At 68.1% G+C, this 19,928-nt stretch carries 25 protein-coding genes; 17 read left to right on the top strand and 8 right to left on the bottom strand.

All coding sequences use genetic code 11. The annotated features are described in order from the left end of the window. The first annotated feature begins 10 nt into the window (after window positions 1-10). From ACSFBC_RS03750 to ACSFBC_RS03740, 3 genes are all read left to right on the top strand, one after another. Window positions 11-739, top strand: coding sequence for a hypothetical protein (locus ACSFBC_RS03750; protein WP_435508954.1), 729 nt, complete (start codon window positions 11-13; stop codon window positions 737-739). Then, entirely contained in the window at window positions 736-1,473 is a 738-nt protein-coding gene (locus ACSFBC_RS03745; protein ID WP_435508953.1) for a hypothetical protein, read from the top strand. Before ACSFBC_RS03750 ends, ACSFBC_RS03745 begins: the two co-directional genes overlap by 4 nt. A 231-nt stretch (window positions 1,474-1,704) precedes the next feature. Then, window positions 1,705-2,064, top strand: a complete 360-nt coding sequence (locus ACSFBC_RS03740) for a hypothetical protein (RefSeq protein WP_435508952.1) — start codon at window positions 1,705-1,707, stop codon at window positions 2,062-2,064. A gap of 203 nt (window positions 2,065-2,267) precedes the next feature. Here ACSFBC_RS03740 and ACSFBC_RS03735 read toward each other — a convergent pair whose 3' ends face one another. Next, a complete protein-coding gene (locus ACSFBC_RS03735) occupies window positions 2,268-3,008 on the bottom strand; it encodes a hypothetical protein (RefSeq protein ID WP_435508951.1) in 741 nt (246 codons plus the stop codon). A 41-nt stretch (window positions 3,009-3,049) separates the two neighbouring features. Between ACSFBC_RS03735 and ACSFBC_RS03730 the strand changes: the two genes are divergently transcribed. Together ACSFBC_RS03730 and ACSFBC_RS03725 are read left to right on the top strand one after the other, a co-directional pair. After that, window positions 3,050-3,304 (top strand): helix-turn-helix domain-containing protein, encoded by a 255-nt coding sequence (locus ACSFBC_RS03730; RefSeq protein WP_435508950.1) that lies wholly within the window; start codon window positions 3,050-3,052, stop codon window positions 3,302-3,304. A gap of 214 nt (window positions 3,305-3,518) precedes the next feature. After that, window positions 3,519-4,496 carry a Bug family tripartite tricarboxylate transporter substrate binding protein gene (locus ACSFBC_RS03725; protein ID WP_435508949.1) on the top strand — a complete coding sequence of 326 codons (978 nt, stop codon included), beginning with the start codon at window positions 3,519-3,521 and terminating at the stop codon, window positions 4,494-4,496. Between the two features lie 9 nt (window positions 4,497-4,505). On the opposite strand, the gene ACSFBC_RS03720 is transcribed toward ACSFBC_RS03725, so the two are convergent. Beyond that, window positions 4,506-4,949, bottom strand: coding sequence for a universal stress protein (locus ACSFBC_RS03720; protein WP_435508948.1), 444 nt, complete (start codon window positions 4,947-4,949; stop codon window positions 4,506-4,508). Window positions 4,950-5,057: 108 nt separating this feature from the next. On the opposite strand from ACSFBC_RS03720, the gene ACSFBC_RS03715 reads away from it, so the two are divergent. The 9 genes from ACSFBC_RS03715 (at window position 5,058) to ACSFBC_RS03675 (ending at window position 12,738) form a co-directional block, all read left to right on the top strand. After that, window positions 5,058-7,358, top strand: coding sequence for a heavy metal translocating P-type ATPase (locus tag ACSFBC_RS03715; RefSeq protein ID WP_435508947.1), 2,301 nt, complete (start codon window positions 5,058-5,060; stop codon window positions 7,356-7,358). Continuing rightward, window positions 7,358-7,495 (top strand): cbb3-type cytochrome oxidase assembly protein CcoS, encoded by a 138-nt coding sequence (gene ccoS, locus ACSFBC_RS03710; RefSeq protein WP_435508946.1) that lies wholly within the window; start codon window positions 7,358-7,360, stop codon window positions 7,493-7,495. The genes ACSFBC_RS03715 and ccoS overlap by 1 nt, the downstream gene beginning before the upstream one ends. Window positions 7,496-7,561: 66 nt before the next feature. Then, on the top strand, window positions 7,562-9,004 hold the full coding sequence (gene ccoN, locus ACSFBC_RS03705; protein ID WP_435508945.1) for a cytochrome-c oxidase, cbb3-type subunit I: 1,443 nt from the start codon (window positions 7,562-7,564) through the stop codon (window positions 9,002-9,004). Between the two features lie 13 nt (window positions 9,005-9,017). Further along, window positions 9,018-9,644 carry a cytochrome-c oxidase, cbb3-type subunit II gene (ccoO, locus tag ACSFBC_RS03700; protein ID WP_435508944.1) on the top strand — a complete coding sequence of 209 codons (627 nt, stop codon included), beginning with the start codon at window positions 9,018-9,020 and terminating at the stop codon, window positions 9,642-9,644. A 23-nt stretch (window positions 9,645-9,667) separates the two neighbouring features. Beyond that, window positions 9,668-9,805, top strand: a complete 138-nt coding sequence (locus tag ACSFBC_RS03695) for a cbb3-type cytochrome oxidase subunit 3 (RefSeq protein WP_435508943.1) — start codon at window positions 9,668-9,670, stop codon at window positions 9,803-9,805. Between the two features lie 10 nt (window positions 9,806-9,815). Next, the gene (gene ccoP / locus ACSFBC_RS03690; RefSeq protein ID WP_435508942.1) at window positions 9,816-10,727 is read left to right on the top strand and encodes a cytochrome-c oxidase, cbb3-type subunit III; all 912 of its coding nucleotides are present in this window, start codon (window positions 9,816-9,818) and stop codon (window positions 10,725-10,727) included. Window positions 10,728-10,740: 13 nt separating this feature from the next. Next, window positions 10,741-12,168 carry a cytochrome c oxidase accessory protein CcoG gene (ccoG, locus tag ACSFBC_RS03685; protein WP_435508941.1) on the top strand — a complete coding sequence of 476 codons (1,428 nt, stop codon included), beginning with the start codon at window positions 10,741-10,743 and terminating at the stop codon, window positions 12,166-12,168. A 34-nt stretch (window positions 12,169-12,202) separates the two neighbouring features. After that, window positions 12,203-12,478 (top strand): FixH family protein, encoded by a 276-nt coding sequence (locus ACSFBC_RS03680; RefSeq protein WP_435508940.1) that lies wholly within the window; start codon window positions 12,203-12,205, stop codon window positions 12,476-12,478. Window positions 12,479-12,486: 8 nt separating this feature from the next. Continuing rightward, on the top strand, window positions 12,487-12,738 hold the full coding sequence (locus ACSFBC_RS03675; protein WP_435508939.1) for a hypothetical protein: 252 nt from the start codon (window positions 12,487-12,489) through the stop codon (window positions 12,736-12,738). On the opposite strand, the gene fnr is transcribed toward ACSFBC_RS03675, so the two are convergent. Further along, a complete protein-coding gene (gene fnr, locus ACSFBC_RS03670) occupies window positions 12,719-13,435 on the bottom strand; it encodes a fumarate/nitrate reduction transcriptional regulator Fnr (RefSeq protein WP_435508938.1) in 717 nt (238 codons plus the stop codon). The genes ACSFBC_RS03675 and fnr overlap by 20 nt on opposite strands. A 221-nt stretch (window positions 13,436-13,656) precedes the next feature. Here fnr and hemN point away from each other — a divergent pair, with 221 nt between their 5' ends. Both hemN and ACSFBC_RS03660 read left to right on the top strand, forming a co-directional pair. After that, a complete protein-coding gene (hemN, locus tag ACSFBC_RS03665; RefSeq protein ID WP_435509260.1) occupies window positions 13,657-15,030 on the top strand; it encodes an oxygen-independent coproporphyrinogen III oxidase in 1,374 nt (457 codons plus the stop codon). After that, window positions 15,030-15,737, top strand: a complete 708-nt coding sequence (locus tag ACSFBC_RS03660; RefSeq protein WP_435508937.1) for a sulfite exporter TauE/SafE family protein — start codon at window positions 15,030-15,032, stop codon at window positions 15,735-15,737. Before hemN ends, ACSFBC_RS03660 begins: the two co-directional genes overlap by 1 nt. Window positions 15,738-15,762: 25 nt before the next feature. Here ACSFBC_RS03660 and azu read toward each other — a convergent pair whose 3' ends face one another. The 5 genes from azu to ACSFBC_RS03635 all read right to left on the bottom strand — a co-directional run bounded on the left by azu (window position 15,763) and on the right by ACSFBC_RS03635 (window position 19,345). Further along, a complete protein-coding gene (azu, locus tag ACSFBC_RS03655) occupies window positions 15,763-16,212 on the bottom strand; it encodes an azurin (RefSeq protein WP_435508936.1) in 450 nt (149 codons plus the stop codon). 205 nt (window positions 16,213-16,417) lie between these two features. Then, entirely contained in the window at window positions 16,418-17,062 is a 645-nt protein-coding gene (locus ACSFBC_RS03650) for a histidine phosphatase family protein (protein ID WP_435508935.1), read from the bottom strand. A gap of 22 nt (window positions 17,063-17,084) precedes the next feature. Continuing rightward, window positions 17,085-17,663: a glutathione S-transferase family protein gene (locus ACSFBC_RS03645; RefSeq protein ID WP_435508934.1), complete on the bottom strand. Its 579-nt coding sequence runs from the start codon at window positions 17,661-17,663 to the stop codon at window positions 17,085-17,087. A 10-nt stretch (window positions 17,664-17,673) separates the two neighbouring features. Beyond that, on the bottom strand, window positions 17,674-18,318 hold the full coding sequence (locus ACSFBC_RS03640) for a CDP-alcohol phosphatidyltransferase family protein (RefSeq protein ID WP_435508933.1): 645 nt from the start codon (window positions 18,316-18,318) through the stop codon (window positions 17,674-17,676). A gap of 118 nt (window positions 18,319-18,436) precedes the next feature. Beyond that, window positions 18,437-19,345 carry a LysR family transcriptional regulator gene (locus ACSFBC_RS03635; RefSeq protein ID WP_435508932.1) on the bottom strand — a complete coding sequence of 303 codons (909 nt, stop codon included), beginning with the start codon at window positions 19,343-19,345 and terminating at the stop codon, window positions 18,437-18,439. Window positions 19,346-19,461: 116 nt separating this feature from the next. Between ACSFBC_RS03635 and ACSFBC_RS03630 the strand changes: the two genes are divergently transcribed. After that, window positions 19,462-19,917: a DoxX family protein gene (locus ACSFBC_RS03630; protein ID WP_435508931.1), complete on the top strand. Its 456-nt coding sequence runs from the start codon at window positions 19,462-19,464 to the stop codon at window positions 19,915-19,917. Window positions 19,918-19,928 lie beyond the last annotated feature (11 nt).

The raw sequence follows: 19,928 nt of genomic DNA, 5'->3' as shown, positions 1-19,928 counted from the left end.
GGGAAGCGCGATGAAGAACAATGCTTTGCACCAGTCCAAGTGGCCCGCTATTGCGCTGGCGGCGCTGACCTTGGCGGGCTGCGCCATGGTTGGGTACGGCAAATGCTTTAGCCGCTGCGGGGGCAATATGCCGACAAGCTATGTGGCGCCAGTCGACCCGACTCGGGGGGCACTATGGAACGCTGCTGCTTTTGACAAGACCGAGAAATACACCATTTTTGGTTTTATCACCATGGACCGCATTGGCGAGCCGCCCGGCGCAGGCAAGGTCAACGCCCAAGCCTACGTGCCCACCCTAAGTGCGCAACAAGCCCAAGGCAGTGCATGGTTTAGCGTCACCTTTGGCAGCGACTATGTCGATCCTGTCACTCTGATGTCAAAAAAGGGGCGAATACCATCTGATGCCCCGCTGATGCCGCCCGGCCTCTACAAATTGACCGCCCAAGCCAGCGTGATAGAAAAGTCCACGCTTCCCGGTAGGTACTACCCCTTCCGCAGCCCCCCGCAGAGCACCATCATCGTGGTCGAGGCGGGCAAGTGGTCGATCCTGAACAACAGCGTTGTCGAGATCGATGAAAGCACCCAGCCCATGACGGTCACGATCAAGATCACGCAAGCGGGCAAGGCGTCTCTGCCGGGCATGAGAAAAAGCGGTGGCTCCTCCTTCAGCCCCGAGTTTGTGATTGCCGATCCTTTGCCGGCAACTCAAGCCCCATCCACTGCGCCCGCTACGCGATGAGCACCGAACTTCGACCATTGGCAAGAGCCTGCTGCAAATGGACCGTTGCTGCACTGGCAACGCTGATGTTGACGGACTGCGCCATGGTGAGGTACGGCGAATGCTTTAGCCGCTGTGGCGGCAATATGCCTACGAGCTATGAGGCACCCGCTGACCCCACACGTGGGGCGCTATGGGGCGATGGCATCCACGGTGAAACGGAAAAATACAGAATTCATGGCTTTGCCACGTTGGAACGTATTGGCGAGCCACCGGGTGTTGGCAAGGTCAACGCTCAAATCTATGTGCCCAACGTGAGTGCGCAGCAAGCCCGAGGGAGTGCATGGTTTAGCGTCACCTTCGGCAGCGACTATGTAGATCCCGTCACCTTGGGGGCAAGGGAGGGACGCATTCCTTTCCGCGCTCCTTTGATGCCGCCCGGCATATATAAGGTGACGGCCCAAGCCAGCGCAGTAGAAAAGCTGACACTCTTTGGCAAGTACTACCCCTTCCATAGCCCCCTCCGAAGCACCACCATCGTGGTCGAGGCTGGGAAGTGGACCGTCCTCTGGCACAAGGTGATGGTTGACGAAAGCACCGAACCCATGACTGTCACCGTCGACTTTGGGCAATCAGGGCAGGATGCCCTGCCCCGGCTGAGAAAAAGCGGTGGCTCCTCCTTCAGCCCCGAGTTCGTGATTGCCGATCCCTTGCCGGCAACGCAAGCTCCAACCCCTGCGCCCGCCACACGATGAGCAACGGGTATGGATCATTGGCGAGCGCCTTCTGCAAGTGGCCCGCTATCGCATTGCCGATGTTGACCCTGGCAGGCTGCGTCATGGTCGGGTGCGGCGAATGCTTCAGCCGCTGCGGTGGGCAGCATGCCCCGAAGCTTCGGGGCGCCGTCCGACCCGACGAGGGGGGCGCTGTGGAATTCTGCCGCGTTCCACGTGACGGACAAATACACCATCCGCGGATTCATCACCATGGAACGCGTCGGAGAGCCGCCTGGCGCAGGCAAGGTGAACGCCCAAGCCTATGTGCCAGAGGTGAGCGCGCAGCAAGCCCAAGGCAGCGCATGGTTTAGCGCCACTTTCGGTGATGACTACGTCGATCCAGCTACTTTGAAGTCAAGGGAGGGGCGCATTCCCTTGCTCGCTTCCTTGTTCCCGCCCGGTATTTACAAGGTAACCGCTCAAGCCAGCTCAGTGGTAACGACGACGTTTCCAGACACCTACCGCCCCTTCCGCAGTCCGGCCCAGAGCGCCACCGTCGTGCTCGAAGCGGGCAAGTGGTCGATATTGAAAAAAGCGTTGTCGAGGTCGATGAAAGCACCCAGCCCATGACGGTCAGGGTCAAGATCGCGCAAGCGGGCATGAGAAAAAGAGGTGCTTTTTCCTTCAGCTCAGAATTCGTGATTGCCGACCCCTTGCCAGCAATGCAAGCCCTGCCCATTGCGCCCACCACGCGATGAGCTCCGAGCTTCGCTCAGTGGCGAGAGCCAGAATCCCCTTACATGCGCCGGGTGGCGTACACGGTGGCACTCTTCTCAATCGATCGGGCGCCAGCGGCCTGAAGCCGGGCAGACCTCGGCCGCCGCGCCGTGGCATCGCACATGTTCTTCTTCGAACCGCGACGCGGTGGCCGGATCGGTGTCGAAGGCGACGCCGAGCGCACGTGCGAGTTCGGGCTGCTCGATCGGCAGCTCCCAGGTCAGGAACACCTGCGTGCGCTCGCGCCCCGCGGCGAAGTCGGCCGCGTCGAAGCCCTCGCCGCGGCGCTGGACCACGGCGTGCGGCTGGCCCGTGTCGAACAGCAGCACCGTCCCGCGGACCAGCGGGATGCGCTGGCCCGTGCCGGGGAAGTGCACGTCCAGGTCCTGGTCTTCGCTGAGGAAGAGATTGCAGAAGGCCGCACCGCCGTACTGCGCGGCGTCGTGGTGGTAGCGCGCGCCGCGGCAGGCCATCAGGGCCACGTCGCTGGTGTCCAGCAAGGTCGGCGGCAGGCCCAGTGTGTGCACCCAGTCGGCCACCGCCTGCACGCAGCGCCGGTAGTCGGGCCAGCGCATGCGGGCGCGTGCCAGGGGCAGCGGTTCGACGTCGCCAGGCGCGAGTGTCGACGCGGTCTCGCGCGCCCAGTCGGCAGCGAGCCGGGCCGGTGGTGCCGGCACATCGACCACGCCCGACAGCAACCGCGTGCCCACGCTGCGACTGCGGATCGCCTCGCCGCTGAAGAAGTAGGACGTGAGGGCATCGTCCTGCATGGGCGGCGGTGACGCGGGGAGAGGCATGCGGGCCAGTGTAGGCCGTGCGCTCCGGCGACAATCCGCGCATGGCCCAAGGCAAACGAATCTCTGCAGACATCGGCGGCGACGCCCTTCAATCCATCAAGGACCTGGGCGCGGCCGCCAAGCGTGCGCGCCTCGACGCCGGCGAGGGCCAGGCGGCGGCCGCGGCACGGCTGGGCGTGCATGTCCAGACCATCGCGCGCATCGAGTCCGGCGAGCCGGGCGTGGCGATCGGCCACATGGTGGGGCTGCTCGCGCTCTACGGGATTCAAGTGGTGAGCGTCCCCGCGTCCAGCTGAAAAAGGCCGAGGAGCACTTGGGCATTGGGCATCGGCGTCGTCAGCGAGGCCGCGACGAGGCAGAGCAGAGGGACCAGGAAGAATGGCTTCGGCCTGCCGGCACAGAACCTGCAAGACACCCGGCGCCCGGCAGCGCAGACGCTGCCGCGAGCGGCTCGGCGAGCGCGCCGGGTTTCCTCTCCATCGTTTTTTCAGCCTGAAAGCGACCCGTCCCATGCCCTTCGCCCGACCCCTTCTCATCGCGCTCGGCGCTGCGTCCAGCCTGATTCCCCTGGCGGCCCTCGCGCAGGAGGCCTACCCCAGCCGGCCGGTCAAGGTCGTCGTCGCGCTGCCGGCCGGCGGCAGCGTGGACATGGTCGCGCGGCTGGTCAGCCAGCAGCTCGCGGCCGAGACGAGGCAGCCCTTCGTGGTCGACAACCGGGCCGGCGCCTCGGGCCAGATCGGCACGCCGGTGGTCGCGCGGGCCGTGCCCGACGGCTACACGCTCATGGTGTCCCCGGCTTCCTTCCTGACCACCAACAAGAGCATCTTCAAGACGCTGCCCTACAACCCGGAAACCGACTTCGTCGCCGTGACCAAGCTGGTCAACCAGGCCATGGTGCTGGTGGTGCGCGACAAGGCGCGCTTCTCGACGCCGGCCGAGCTGCTGGCGGCGGCCAAGGCCAACCCGGGCAAGCTGAGCTACGCATCCTCGGGTGATGGCAGCCCGCAGCACCTCGCCGGCCTGCTGTTCGAGAGCCGCACCGGCGCCCGCATGCTGCACGTGCCGTACAAGGGTGGCGCACCGGCCATCACCGACCTGATGGGCGGCGTGGTGGACATGGCGTTCGCGCCCTTGCCCGAAGCCTTGCCGCACATCAAGGCCGGCAAGCTCCATCCGCTCGGCGTGCTGAGCGAGAAGCGCGCGGTGTCGGCGCCCGAGATTCCGACGCTGCGCGAAGGCGGCATCGACAACGTGGTGCTGTCGGCCTGGATCGGCCTGCTCGCCCCGGCAAAAACACCGCAACCGGTGGTCGATCGGCTCAACGCCTCGGTGAAGGCGATGCTGCGCGGTGGCGAAGCCAAGGCGCGGCTGCTCGAGGTGGGGATGGAGCCGGCCGTGGACGATGCCAAGCCCCTGGCCCAGGTCATCTCCGAGGAGATCCGGCTGCATGGCGAGCTGGTGAAGGCAGCCGGCCTGGTGCCGCAATAGCGCGGACCGTCAGCGCAGCACGAGCACCGGCAGGCTCGAGTGCGTCAGCACATGCTGGGTCTCGCTGCCCAGCAGCAGGCGCTTGACGCCCTTGCGGCCGTGCGAGGCCATCACGATCAGGTCGCATTGCTGCTTCTGGGCGGCGGCGATGATGGCCTCCGCCACGCGGTCCGAGCGCACCGTCACGGTCTTCACCTTCACGCCGACGCGCTGCGCACGCGCGTCGACGGCGGCCAGCATCTCCTCGGCCGCGGTGGTCCACTGCTTCTCGATGCGCGCGATGTCCTCGGGCGCGAAGACCATCGCACCCTCGAAGTAGTTCATCGGATAGCGCGGCACCACGGTCAGCGCGACCAGCTCGGCGCCGTGCGTGGCGGCCAGCGAGATGCCGCTGGCCACGGCCTTGCGCGAGAGGGCCGAGCCGTCGGTGGCGATCAGGATGCGTTTGAACATGGGTTTTCTCCGGGATGAGCCACTGAAGTGTCGAGACTAGACCCGTGCGGCGGCATCGGCTTGATCCAGATCAAGGACCTGGCGCGCATCGGCCCCTAGTCTCGGGACATGGACGCTGCGCTCTCCTTCCCCCCCGTGGCGGCCCCGCCCGACGATGGCGTGGCGTTGGACGATCCGGCCGAATGGTCGGCCTTCGGCCATCCGGTGGATGCGGCGTCCCCGACGGGCCGTTGGGAATCGCAGGTCGTGATCGAGGGCATGCATTGCGCGGCTTGCGCCTTCACCGTCGAAGCCGCACTGTGCGCGGTGCCCGGCGTGCTGCGGGCCGATGTGAACGCCGCGAGCCGGCGCGCGCGCGTGCTGTGGTCGGCCGATGCGGTGCGGCCCTCGCGCTGGTTCGCGGCCTCGGCCGCCGCGGGCTACCGGCTGGTGCCGGCCGGCGATCTGCAGGCCCGTGCCCGCCGTGCGCGCGAGGGCCGCGCCGCGCTGTGGCGCTGGCTGGTGGCGGGCTTCTGCATGATGCAGGTGATGATGTACGCCTACCCCGCATACATCGCGCAGCCCGGCGAGATGACGGCCGATGCGGTGCAGCTGATGCGCTGGGCTTCCTGGGTGCTCACGCTGCCCGTGGTGCTGTTCTCCTGCGGCCCCTTCTTCCGTAGCGCCTGGCGCGACCTGCGGCAGCGGCGCATCGGCATGGACCTGCCGGTCGCGCTCGGCATGCTGATCGTGTTCGTCGTCAGCACGGCCGGCACCTTCGATCCCGAAGGGCCGCTGGGCCACGAGGTCTACTTCGACTCGCTCACCATGTTCGTCTTCTTCCTGCTCACCGGCCGGTGGCTCGAGACCCGCCTGCGCGACCGCACGGCCGGTGCGCTGGAGGCATTGATGAACCGCGTGCCCGAGAGCATCGAGCGTCTGGCCGCCGACGGCACCTTCGTGCGCGTCGCGGTGCGGCGCCTGGCCGTGGGCGACGTGATCCGCGTGCGGCCGGGCGAAGCCTTTCCCGCCGACGGCTGCGTGACCGACGGCGACACCACGGCCGACGAGGCGCTGCTCACCGGCGAGTCGCGGCCCGTGCCGCGGGGTCGCGGCGAGCGCGTGCTGGCCGGCAGCCACAACCTCTCGGCCGTGGTGCAGGTGCGCGTCGAATCGGTGGGGCAGGGCACGCGCTTCGCGCAGATCGTCGCGCTCATGGAGAGCGCCTCGCTGGGCAAGCCGCGGCTGGCCCGGCTGGCCGACCGCGTCGCGCGGCCCTTCCTGATCGGCGTGCTCGGCGCGGCCGCGCTGGCCACCGTGCTCTGGTGGCCCGTCGGCCCGGGCCAGGCCTTGATGGTCGCGGTCGCGGTGCTGATCGTGACCTGTCCCTGCGCGCTGTCGCTGGCCACGCCGGCCGCGATGCTCGCGAGCGCCGGTGCGCTGGCGCGCGGCGGCGTGCTGGTGCACGACTTGCAAGCGCTCGAGGCGCTGGCGTCGGTCAACACCGTGGTGTTCGACAAGACCGGCACGCTCACGCGCGACACGCCGCGGCTCGACCGCGTCTACTGCCGCGCGGGCCTCCGGCCCGGCGATGCGGTGGAACTCGCGGCCGCGCTCGGTGCGCAGTCGCTGCATCCGGTCGCGAAGGCGCTGGTCCGTGCGTGGGAAGAAGCACACCGCACACCGCCCGATTGGCAGGCGCTGGAGGTGACCGAGCACGCAGGGCAGGGGCTCGAAGGTCGTTTGCAGCGCCGCGGATCGAATGCCATGCCACTGGGCGTGCGGCTGGGCTCGGCCGCGCATTGCGCGGTCGAGGCGCTACCCGTCGATTCGCCGCAGCTGCATCTGTCCGACGACAACGGGTGGATCGCGAGCTTCGTGCTCGCCGAAGAGCTGCGCGAGGACGCCGCTTCGGCCGTCGTCGCATTGAAGGCACAGGGCATCGCGGTGCAGCTGCTGTCGGGCGACCGCGCCGCGGCGGCCCGCGAGGTGGCGGCGCGCGTGGGCATCGCGCAGGTGCAGGGCGATTGCGCACCCGAGGACAAGCTGCGCGCGCTGCAGCAGCTGCAGGCCGAGGGCCGGCGCGTCGCGATGGTCGGCGACGGCCTCAACGACGGGCCGGTGCTGGCCGCGGCCCACGCGTCCTTCGCGCTCGGCAACGCCGTGCCGCTGGCGCAGGCGCGCGCCGACTTCATCGTGATGGGCGGTGCGCTGTCGGCGGTGCCCGAGGCGATCGCGCAGGCGCGCCGCACGCTGAAGATCGTGCGCCAGAACCTGGCCTGGGCCGCGGGCTACAACGCGCTGTGCGTGCCGCTCGCGCTGGCCGGCTGGCTGCCGGCCTGGCTGGCCGGCATCGGCATGGCGGGCAGTTCGTTGTGGGTGGTGCTCAATGCGGCGCGGCTCGCGCGACCGGCGGAGGCTGCGTCCTGATGGACATCCTGTTCCTGCTCGTGCCCTTCTCGGTGGTGCTGGTGCTGGTCATCCTCGGCGGCCTGTGGTGGGCTGTCGATCGCGGTCAATTCGAAGACGTCGAGCGCGAAGGCGAACGCATTCTGCACAACGATTGATCTAGCGCAAGAAGCCACGCGTGCCGCGGCCGGACACTGACCGGGTCCATTGAAAAAGGCCCGACGATGCAAGCTTCCCACCCTCCCGCGGCGGTCTACGCCGACACCGCCGTCAGGCAGTTCGCCCTCATGTCCGTCGTCTGGGGCGTGGTCGGCATGCTGGTCGGCGTGATCATCGCGTCGCAGCTCGCCTGGCCCGAGCTCAACCTCGGCATCTCCTGGCTCAGCTACGGCCGCCTGCGTCCGCTGCACACCAATGCGGTGATCTTCGCTTTCGGCGGCTGTGCACTCATGGCGACCAGCTTCCACGTGGTGCAGCGCACCTGTCAGGTCCGCCTGTTCGCACCGGCACTGGCGTCCTTCGTGTTCTGGGGCTGGCAGCTGGTCATCGTGGCCGCCGCCATCAGCCTGCCCATGGGCTACACCAGCGGCAAGGAATACGCCGAGCTCGAGTGGCCGATCGACATCCTGATCACCGCGGTGTGGGTGGCCTATGCGATCGTGTTCTTCGGCACCATCGCGATGCGCAAGGTGCGCCATATCTACGTGGCCAACTGGTTCTACGGCGCCTTCATCATCGCGGTGGCGCTGCTGCACATCGTCAACAGCGCGGCCATTCCCGCGGGCTGGATGAAGAGCTACTCGGCCTATGCCGGCGTGCAGGACGCGATGGTCCAGTGGTGGTACGGCCACAACGCGGTCGGCTTCTTCCTCACCGCGGGCTTCCTCGGGATGATGTACTACTACATCCCCAAGCAGGCGGGCCGCCCGGTGTATTCGTACCGGCTGTCGATCGTCCACTTCTGGGCGCTGATCTTCACCTACATGTGGGCGGGTCCGCACCACCTGCACTACACCGCGCTGCCCGACTGGACGCAGTCCATCGGCATGGTGTTCTCGCTGATCCTGCTGGCGCCCAGCTGGGGCGGGATGATCAACGGCGTGATGACGCTGTCGGGCGCCTGGCACAAGCTGCGCACCGACCCGATCCTGCGTTTCCTGATCGTCGCGCTCTCCTTCTACGGCATGGCGACCTTCGAGGGTCCGATGATGTCGATCAAGACCGTCAACGCGCTCTCGCACTACACCGACTGGACCGTGGGCCACGTGCACGCCGGTGCGCTGGGCTGGGTCGGGCTGATCACCATGGGGTCGCTGTACTACCTGATCCCGCGCCTGTGGGGCCGCACCGAGATGCACAGCACCCAGGCCATCGAGCTGCATTTCTGGATGTCGACCGTGGGCATCGTGCTCTACATCGCCGCCATGTGGATCGCCGGCGTGATGCAGGGCCTGATGTGGCGCGCGGTCAATGCCGACGGCACGCTCACCTACACCTTCGTCGAGAGCGTGAAGGCCACCTACCCGTACTACGTGGTGCGCCTGCTCGGCGGCCTGCTGTACCTGGGCGGCATGCTGGTCATGGCCTGGAACGTCTGCATGACCGTGATCGCGGGCCGCTCGGTGCGCGCATCCATTCCGCCGGTGGCCCTGACCGCCCACGCCTGAAGAAAAGCACACCATGAGTTCCAACGCACCCAAGACCGGCTTCTCGCACGAGAAGATCGAGACCAACAACTTCCTGATGATCGTGCTGATCCTGCTGGTGATCGCCGTCGGCGGCCTGGTGGAGATCGTGCCGCTGTTCTTCCAGAAGTCGACCACCGAGGCCGTGACCGGCGTCCGGCCGCTCGAGCCGCTGCAGCTGGTGGGCCGCGACATCTACCTGCGGGAGGGTTGCTACAACTGCCATTCGCAGATGATCCGCCCTTTCCGCGCCGAGACGCTGCGCTACGGCCACTACTCGGTGGCCGGCGAGTTCGTGTACGACCATCCCTTCCAGTGGGGCAGCAAGCGCACCGGGCCCGACCTGCACCGCGTGGGCGGCAAGTACAGCGACGAGTGGCACCGCATCCACCTGAACAACCCGCGCGACCTGGTGCCCGAGTCGAACATGCCGGCCTACGCCTGGCTCGAGAAGACGCCGGCCGACGCCGCCAGCATCGGCACCCACATGACCGCATTGCGCCGCGTCGGCGTGCCCTACACCGACGAGCAGATAGCGGGCAGCCAGGCCGCCGTCAGCGGCAAGACCGAGATGGACGCCATCGTGGCGTATCTGCAGTCGCTGGGCCTCGCGCTCAAGTAAGAAAAGACAAGAGGAGAGAAGAGATGGACATCACCACCCTGCGCATCGCGGCCACGCTGGCCTCCTTCGTGACCTTCATCGGCATCCTGGCCTGGGCCTTCTCGCGCCGTCGCAGCAAGGGCTTCGACGAGGCCGCACACCTGCCTTTCGAGCAGGACTGAAACGAACACCATGAGCGACTTCATCAGCGGCTTCTGGTCGCACTACGTCACCTACCTCTCGCTGGCCAGCATCGCGGCCTGCGCACTGCTGCTGTGGGTCACCAACCGGGCCCGCGTGCCCGGCGGCAGCGACAACACCACCGGCCACGTCTGGGACGAGGACCTGCGCGAGATGAACAACCCGCTGCCGCGCTGGTGGGTGGGCCTGTTCGTGCTGACCATCGTCTTCGCGCTGGGCTACCTGGTGGCCTACCCGGGCCTGGGCAGCATGCAGGGGCAGCTGGGCTGGAGCACGCAAGGCGAATACGAGAAGGAAATCGCCAAGGCCAATGCCGAACTGGCGCCGGTGTATGCGAAATACACGGCCATGCCCCACGAGGCCGTGGCCGGCGAACCGCAGGCCATGGCCATCGGCGAGCGCCTGTTCCTCAACAACTGCGCCCAATGCCACGGCTCCGACGCGCGCGGCAGCAAGGGCTTTCCGAACCTGAGCGACAGGGACTGGCTCTACGGCGGCGCGCCCGAGCGCATCCAGGAGACCATCACGCAGGGGCGCACCGGCGTCATGCCGCCCATGGCCGCGGCCGTGGGCACGCCCGAGGACGTGAAGAACGTCGCGAACTACGTGCTGAGCCTGTCGGGCAGTCCGCACGACTCGGTGCGCGCCGGCCTGGGAAAGAGCAAGTTCAGCGCCTGCGCCGCCTGCCATGGCGTGGGCGGCACGGGCAACCCCGCGCTGGGCGCGCCCAACCTGGCCGACCGCGTGTGGCTGCACGGCTACGGGCAGGACGCGATCGTCTCGATCATCAACACCGGCAAGACCAACGTCATGCCCGCGCAGCAGGGCAGGCTGACCGAGGCGCAGATCCATGTGCTGGCGTCCTACGTCTGGGGCCTGTCGAACACCGCGGCCACGCCCTGAGTTGCCTTCCGCCATGTCCGCTTCCCCCCGACCCGTGCCGCGCAAGGTGATCCCGATCGCCCCGGCCGAGAGCGCGCCCGTCGGCCTCTACGAGGCGCACAAGAAGATCTATGCGCGCAGCATCCAGGGCGTGTTCGCGCGCTGGCGCTGGGCCATGGTCTTTGTCACGCAGATCGTGTTCTACGGCCTGCCGTGGCTCGAGTGGGGCCAGCGCCAGATGGTGCTGTTCGATCTGGCCGCGCGGCGCTTCTACCTGTTCGGGCTGGTGCTCTACCCGCAGGACCTGATCTACCTCACGGGCCTGCTCGTGGTCTCGGCCCTGCTGCTGTTCCTGTTCACCGCGGTGGCGGGACGGCTGTGGTGCGGCTATGCCTGCCCGCAGACGGTCTACACCCAGATGTTCATGTGGGTGGAAGAGAAGATCGAAGGCCCGCGCAGCGCGCGCATGCGGCTCGACAAGGGTGCGTTCTCGATGGAGAAGGGCGTCAAGAAGAGCTTCAAGCACCTCGTCTGGCTGGGCATCGCGCTGTGGACCGGCTTCACCTTCGTCGGCTACTTCACGCCGATCCGCGAGCTCGGCATGGCCTTCCTGCAGACGCAGATGGGCTCGTGGGAAGTGTTCTGGGCCTTCTTCTACGGCTTCGCGACCTACGGCAACGCGGGCTTCATGCGCGAGCAGGTCTGCAAGTACATGTGCCCGTATGCGCGCTTCCAGGGGGCGATGTTCGACCGCGACACGCTGATCGTGAGCTACGACACGGCACGTGGCGAGCCCCGCGGCGCGCGCGGCAAGCAGCACGAGCGCGGCGGCCTTGGCGACTGCATCGACTGCACGCTGTGCGTGCAGGTCTGCCCGACCGGCATCGACATCCGCGAGGGCCTGCAGTACGAGTGCATCGGCTGCGGCCTGTGCGTGGACGCCTGCAACACGGTGATGGCCAAGATGGCCTACCCGCCGGGCCTGATCCGCTACGCCACGCAGAACGGCATGGCCGGCGGCTGGTCGGCGCGCCAGGTGCTGCGTCGCGTGCTGCGCCCGCGCGTGCTGATCTACAGCGCCTTGCTCGGCGCGCTGTGCCTGGGCCTGCTGGCCAGCCTGGTGGTGCGCACGCCGCTCAAGGTCGACGTGGTGCGCGACCGCGCCTCGCTCGCGCGCATCGCCGAGGGCGGCATGCTGGAGAACGTCTACCGGCTGCAGGTGATGAACGCGACCGAACGGCCGCAGCGCTATGCCATCGCCGCGAGCGGACTCGAGGGACTCAGCGTGGCCGCGGGAGCCTCGCTCGAGGTGCAGCCGGCCGAGTCGCGCTGGGTCGCGGTACGGCTGCAGCTGCCCTACGGCACCGCGGCACCGGGCTCGCACACCGTGCATTTCGATGTGCGCTCCGAAGACGGCGCATCGCATGTCTCGGAAAAGGCCATCTTCCTGGTCCCGCGCTAGCGCACACCGCCACGTTCAATAGAAAGAGATCTTCATGAATGCTCCCGGCCTCCTGCCCACCGTCGCCGAACCCTGGTGGAAGTTTCCCTATGTCTGGATGGTGATCGCCGGCCCGGCCATCGTCGTGGTGGCCGGTTTCGCCACGCTGTGGATCGCCATCCGCACGCCCGACCCGGTGGTGGCCGAGGACTACTACCGCCAGGGCGTGGAGATCAACAAGACGCTGGCCGACAAGAAGCTGATGCCGGCGCAGGCGGGCCGCAACCATGCGGCCACCCCGAGCGACGACGTCCCGCTGCCGAAGCACTGAGGACCGCCATGAAGCAACGCATCCGTCGCCTGGCCTGGATCCTCTGGCCCTCGTTCCTGCTGGCCTGCGTGGTGGAAATGCTGGTGTTCGCGCTGGTCGATCCGGGCGACCTGCACTGGCGCGGCGAAGCGCTGCCGCTGTCGCGCCAGGGCATCTACACGCTGGGCTTCTTCGTCTTCTGGGCGCTGGGCATGGGCTCGAGCGCGCTGACCGCGCTGCTCGGCATGTCCAGGCGCGAGATCAACAGGCCGGAGGATTGACGATGCGCTTGAGCTTGTCGGCGTCGACGATGCGCACATGGCGCTGCTGCACGGCCACGATGCCGTCCTCGACGAACTTCGACAGCGTGCGGCTCACGGTCTCGAGCTTGAGTCCGAGGTAGCTGCCGATCTCTTCACGGGTCATGCGCAGCACGAGCTCGGACTGCGAAAAGCCGCGCGCATGCAGCCGCTGCACCAGGTTCAGCAGGAAGGCCGCCAGCCGTTCTTCGGCGCGCATGCTGCCCAGCAGCAGCATCACGCCGTGCTCGCGCACGATTTCGCGGCTCATGATCTTGTGCACATGGCGCTGCAGGGCCGTGACTTCGCGCGACAGCTCCTCGATGCGGTCGAAGGGCATCACGCAGACCTCGGAATCCTCGAGCGCCACGGCGTCGCAGGTGTGGTGATCGCTCACGATGCCGTCCAGCCCGATGATTTCGCCCGCCATCTGGAAGCCGGTGACCTGGTCGCGGCCGTCCTCGGCCGTGATGCAGGTCTTGAAGACGCCGGTGCGGATCGCATAGAGCGAAGTGAAGCGCTCCCCGTTGTGGAACAGCGCCTCGCGCCGCTTCACCTTGCGCCGCGTCGCGACGATCTCGTCGATGCGTTCCAGCTCCGCGGGCTGCAGGCCCACGGGCATGCACAGCTCGCGCAGGTTGCAGTTGGAACAGGCGACTTTGATGATTTCGGGTGTCATGGCGGTTCGTGCCGGCCGGGAAGAGGACGGCGACGCTTCAAGTTGGTGCCTCGATTGTCCTCCTCCCCCCGAGCACGGGACTTGATGCAGGTCAAGGAAGTCCGGCCCGGTCGTCGGCACAGTCACGGAGCCCCGTGTGCCACATCACCATGCCAACCACCCTTTCTCCCGTCCTCGCTGCGCCTGCGGCCTCCGCCACCTCGGCTTGCGCCGTGCCCGTCATGACGCCCGAGATGCTGCAGCGCTTCGACGTGCAGGGGCCGCGCTACACCTCCTACCCGACCGCCGACCGCTTCGTCGAGGCCTTCGGCAGCGACGACTACGCGCAGGCGCTGCGCCAGCGCGCATTGAGCACCGGCCCCCGCGCGCTGCCGCTGTCGGTCTACGTGCACCTGCCGTTCTGCGCCTCGCTGTGCTACTTCTGCGCCTGCAACAAGATCGTGACCGGGCATCCGGAACGCGCCGAGGCGTACCTGGACTATCTCGAGCGCGAGATTGACCTGCAGGTGACGCAACTCGGGCGCGGTGCGGCCGTGAGCCAGTTGCACCTGGGCGGCGGCACCCCGACCTTCCTCGACGACGCGGCGCTCGCACGCTTGATGGCGATGCTGCGCGCCGCCTTCACCTTGGCGCCCGAAGGCGAATACGCGATCGAGATCGATCCGCGCACCATCGACGCGGCGCGGCTCGAACGGATCGCGGCGCTGGGCTTCAACCGGCTGAGCTTCGGTGTGCAGGACTTCGATCCGGCCGTTCAGAAGGCGGTACACCGCATCCAGCCCGCCGAGCAGGTGTTCGAACTGGTCGCGTCGGCGCGCCGGCTGGGTTTTGCATCGATCAACGTCGACCTGATCTACGGCCTGCCCAGGCAGACCGCGGCGTCGTTCGACCGCACGCTCGAGCAGATCTGCGAACTGCAGCCCGAGCGCATCGCGCTCTATGCCTATGCGCACCTGCCCGAGCGCTTCAAGCCCCAGCGCCGCATCGACCCGGCCGAGCTGCCCGACGCCGTCACCAAGATCGACATGCTCTCGCGCTCGATCGCTGCGCTCACCGCGGCCGGCTACGTCTACATCGGCATGGACCACTTCGCGCTGCCGACCGACCCGTTGGCCATCGCGCGCCGCCAGGGCCGGCTGCACCGCAACTTCCAGGGCTACAGCACGCAGCCGGATTGCGACCTGGTGGCGCTCGGGGTGTCGGCCATCGGCCGGATCGGCGCCACCTACAGCCAGAACGCCAAGACGCTCGAGGAGTACTACGACCTGCTCGACCAGGGCCGGCTGCCGGTGGTGCGCGGCCTCGCGCTGTCGCGCGACGACGTGCTGCGGCGCGCCGTGATCATGGCGCTGATGTGCCAGGGGCAACTGAGCTTCGAGTCCATCGGCCTGGCGCACCTGGTCGACTTCCGCCAGCACTTCGCGGCCGAGCTGGAAGTGCTCGCGCCGCTGGTGGCGCAGGGCCTGGTCACGGTCGATGCGCACGAGATCGAGGTCACGCCCATCGGCTGGTTCTTCGTGCGCGCCATCGCGATGGTGTTCGACCGCTACCTGCAGGCCGACCGCAACCGCTCGCGCTTCTCCCGGATCATCTGATGCAGACGGCGCTCATCGGCACCGCGTTGCTCATGGGCCTGGCCGGCGGCCCGCACTGCGTGGCCATGTGCGGCGCGGCCTGCGCGGGCGTGATCCGCTTCGCGCGTGCGCCGGGAGGCGGCGGTGTGGCGGTGCTGCCGACGCCCGCAGTGTCGGCGTCGGTGGTCTTCCATGCGGCGCGCGTGGCCAGCTATGCGGCCGGTGGCGCACTCGCGGCCACCGCCGTGCAGGGCCTGGCGCTCGCGAGCGAGCAGGTCGCAGCGCTTCGGCCGCTCTGGCTGCTGCTGCACGTGGCCGTGTTCGCCTGGGGCCTGCTGCTGGCCGTGGCCGGGCGGCAGCCGCTGTGGGCGCACAGCCTGGGTCGGCTGCTGGCGAAGCGGCTTCGACCCCGGGAGGGCTCGCGCTGGCGCGTGCTCGCGACGGGCGCGCTGTGGGTCTCGATGCCCTGCGGGCTGCTGTACTCGGCGCTGATGGTCGCGGCCCTGGGCAACAACGCCTGGCAGGGCGCGGCCGTGATGGCTGCGTTCGCCCTCGGAAGCGGCGTTGCGCTGTGGATTGCGCCCTGGCTCTGGCGGCGCCTGCACGGCGTCTTCGGCGAGTCCCGCCGCGAATGGGGCACGCGGCTCGCGGGCGCGGTGCTGGCGGTGGTGGCGCTGCAGGCCGTGTGGCACGACCTGAGCCGGCAGATCGCGATCTGGTGCCAGTAGCGTCCAGATCGACTGCCGCGCGAGCTCACTTCACCAGTTTCAGCGTGCCCTTCATGAGCGACGAGTGGCCGGGGAAGGAGCAGAAGTAGGTGTAGCTGCCGGCCGCGTCCAGCTTGGCGACCGCGAAGCTCACGCTGTCGCTCTCGCCGCCGCCGACGACCCGGGTGTGGGCCACCGCGCGGGCATCGCCGGCCTTCACGTAGTTCTGCGCTGCACCGGCGGCGATGCCGTCGGCCGCGACCGCCTGCACATCGGCCGTCTTGCTCAGGACCCAGTTGTGGCCCATGGCCTGCTTGGGCAGCTTGCCGCTGTGCTTGAGCTTGACGGTGAACTCCTTGCAGCTCTTGCTGACTTCGATCACCGGCTTGTTGAACTGCATGGCGTCGTTGCCCTCGATCTCGATCGTGCAGTCGGCGGCGAAGGCGGGCGCGGCGGCGCAGGCGAGCAGGGCAAGGGCAAAACGAGGGCGAAGCATGGGATGGGTTTCCTGAAGAAGGCGGCAGGTCGAGGTGCCCGCCGCATCACAGGCATTGTGCGAACGGGTGCCGCGCCTTCGTCTGACCTGCATCAAGGGCCGTGCACTTGGGCTGGCCCTTGCGCCGCTCAGGGGCCAGTCTCGATCCCGTGCGATCGCACCTTGTCGTAGTCCCTGAAGTTCATGGCGGTGTCCGGCGGAAGGGTCAGGCGATCGCGGCGGCGTCGCCGGTGCGCGCGAGCAGGGGCCTGACCTGCCAGCTGCCGTCGACACGCTCGAAGCGCAGCGGTTGTGCATTGCCCAGGATGGCCGGCTCGATTGCCACGCCCAGCAGCGCGGCCAGCACGTACAGCGTGCCGCCGTGCGCCACCACCAGCACGGGCGCGGGTTGGGCCAGTGCGTCGGCGAGCGACACGCGGTTGCGGTCGACGAACTGCGCCAGCGTCTCGCCGCCCTCGGGCGCGCAGGCCCAGTCGAGATCGACGGAAGAGGTGCCGATCAGCGCGCCGAAGTGGCGTTCGCGCAGGTCCTCGCGCGCCAGCGGCACGATGCGCAGGCTGGCGGCCACGGTGTGGGCGGTGTCGAAGGCGCGGCGCGCGTCGCTGCAGACGATGGTGCGGATCGGCTCGCCGGTCAGACGCTCGGCCGCGCGCACGGCCTGCTGCTGGCCCAGTTCGCTCAGCGGCTCGTCGACGGCCTGGAAGATGCGCGAGGCGTTGCGGCCGGTCTGGCCGTGGCGCAGGAAATAGAAGTGGTCGCAGGCCGGCGCGATCGGCTGGGCCGAGGCCAGGCGCACGAGTTCGTCGAAACCGGCCGGATGCTGCTGGGTGAAATGCGCGGTGGTGCTCATGGGGCTTTCGAAAGAGGAAGGATCAGCCGATCTTCATGGCGTGGGGGCGCGCCAGCAGCCGGTCGATGTAGGCATCGATCTTCGCACTGCCCGAGCGCCGGCCCATCATGCGCTGCCAGATGAACATCGCGCCGACCATCACGTCGGCCGCGGTGAACTGCGCGCCGAACAGGTAGGGGCCTTCGCCGAGTTCGCGTTCGACCACGTCCTTGACGATCGCGAAGTCGTTCCAGCCGCGCGCGGCCGGCGTCGGCAGCTTCAGCAGATCGTCGCCCATCGAGGGTTCGAGCTGCGCGGTGGCGTAGACCATGAGCGATAGAAAGCGGCCGCGTTCGGCCGTGCCCAGCGGAGGCGCGAGCTTCGTGTGCGGGTACTTCTCGGCGATGTAGAGCGCGATGGCCGGGTTCTCGAACACCCGCGCCTTGCCGTCGACCAGCGCCGGCAGCTTGCCTGCGGGGTTGATGGCCCGGAAGGCAGGCGTCTTGTGTTCCTTCTTCTGGAGATCGACGGGCACGATCTCATAGTCGACGCCGGCCTCGTCGAGCAGCCACTTGGCGATCAGTGCGCGGCTGCGCGGGTTGAAGTAGAGCTTCAGGGTCATCGCGGTCTCCTCAGAATTTGGGAATGCGCAGCGTCTTGCTCACCATCAGCGTGCCCGACAGCGCGAACAGCAGGACCAGCGGGTGCAATTGCCACGGGCCCAGCACCCAGGCGCCGCCCCAGACCGCATCGCCCACGCGACCCTGCCAGGCGGCCCAGGCCAGCACGCCGACCAGCACCACGCTGGTCGGAATGGGCGTGCCTTCGAAGTACTTGACCTTGTCCGCGCCCTCGGACAGCGCTTCGGCCGTGACGTTGTAGCGTGCCAGCCGGCTCACGCCGCAGCAGACGAAGTAGATCAGCACGAGGCAGTCCCAGCCGCCGTCGAGGCCGGCCGCGAAGGCCAGCGCAGCCGGTGCGACGCCGAAGGAGATCACGTCGGCCAGCGAGTCGAGCTCGCGTCCGAGCGCCGAATGGGTCTGGCGCCAGCGCGCGATGCGGCCGTCGAACACGTCGAAGATGAAGGCGGCCGGTGCCAGCGCCGCGGCCCAGAGGAAGTGCGCGAGCGATGGCTTTCCCATGTAGGCCATTGCGAGGAACACCGCGCCGACGCCGCAGGCAGCATTGCCGAGCGTGAACACGTCGGCCAGGTGAAAGCCGCGGATCATGGAGAAGTGCTGGCGCGCCGGCGCGGCGTTGGGCAGGGGAGCGGGCATGGAGCGGTTCCTCGGTGCGGAGATTCGGGCCGCCGGGTGTCGGCTGCTTCAACGCCGCACCTTAGCGCAATCGGCGCGGGCCCCTTGTAGGCCGCCGTCCGGCGTGCGGCGGTCGCCGCTACCTGAGCGCGCCGAAGCGCGCGGTGTAGAGCTGCGTCACCCAGTCGATGAACACCCGCACCCGCGGCGAGAGCTGCCGATGGTGCGGGTACAGCACCGAGTGGACCATCGGCGGGCAGGGCGTGTGCGCGAGGATCTCGATCAGCGTGCCCTCGCGCAATTGCCGGTCGATGCCGTAGCGCGGCACCTGGATGATCCCGCAGCCCTGCTCGGCGCAGATCTTGTAGCTGTCGGCGCTGTTCACGCTGATCCAGCCCTTGAGCGTGTGCGCCTCGATCTTGCCGTCGACCTCGAACAGGTAGGGAAAGACCTCGGGCCGCGACGCCGAGAAGAAATTGACGCCGATGTGCCGCGCCAGGTCGGCCGGTTGCAGCGGTGTGCCGTGGGCCGCGAGGTAGGTCGGACTGGCGCAGGTGACCTGCGGCACCAGCGCGAGCCGCCGGGTGACCAGCGACGAATCGCGCGGCTCGCCGCCGCGCACCACGCAGTCCACGCCTTCGCGCACCAGGTCCACCAGCCGGTCGCCGCTGCCCACCGCGAGCTCGATGTGCGGATAGCGTGCATGGAACTCGCCGATGCGCGGCAGCAGCAGCTCGTTCGCGGGTGCGCCGTGGATGTCGATGCGCAGTCGCCCGCGCGGATTGACGGCCAGTTGCGCGAGCGAGGACTCCGCGTCTTCCAGGTCGCGCAGCAGGTGCCGGCAGCGCTCGTAGAAGGCCTGGCCATCGACCGTCGTGCGCACCTGGCGGGTGGTGCGCTCGAGCAGCCGCACATGAAGCCGGGTCTCCAGCGCCTTGATGGCGTGCGTGGCGGTGGCGCGGGGGATGTCGAGCGCCGTGGCGGCCTGCGTGAAGCTGCCCAGCTCGACGATGCGGGTGAACAGTCGCATGGCATCGAAACGGTCCATGGCGTTTGCTCTTCGTCTTGATTGTTGAGTCTCTTTGGATTCTATTGCTAATTTTTCTGTATTTATTCAATGGATGGAAATAGAGAGACTGCCTCGACCCACCACTGAGAGACGCCATGACCCTGATCCTTCCGCGGCTGATGAGCCTCTATGACCGCCTCGAGCCTCTGAGCTACCTGCTGCTGCGCATCGCCTTCGGGCTGATGCTCATGACCCATGGCGTGCCCAAGCTGCTGGGCCGCAGCCACGGGACCATGGCCGACCCGATGGCGGGCTCGGTCAACCTGATCGCCAACGTGCTGCACCTGCCGGCCGCGCCGCTCATCGGCGGGTTCATCGCGCTGCTCGAAGGCGTGGGCGGGCTGATGCTGGCGGCGGGGTTCCTCACGCGCCTCGTCGCGCCGATGGTGGTGGTGCAGATGCTGGTCATCAGCTACCTGTTGGCGCCGACCTTCCCTTGGATCGACCGCGGCTTCGAGTACCCGCTGATGCTGGTGTTCGTGGCGCTTTTCATCACCGCGCGCGGCGGCGGGCGCGGCTCGGTCGATGCCTGGCGCGGACGCGAGTTCTGACACGCGACCCG

Source organism: Variovorax frigidus (assembly GCF_051216515.1).
Taxonomy (GTDB): Bacteria; Pseudomonadota; Gammaproteobacteria; order Burkholderiales; family Burkholderiaceae_C; genus Variovorax.
The sequence above is the reverse complement of the archived record's forward strand: the minus strand, read 5'-3'. Positions and strand labels throughout refer to the sequence as shown.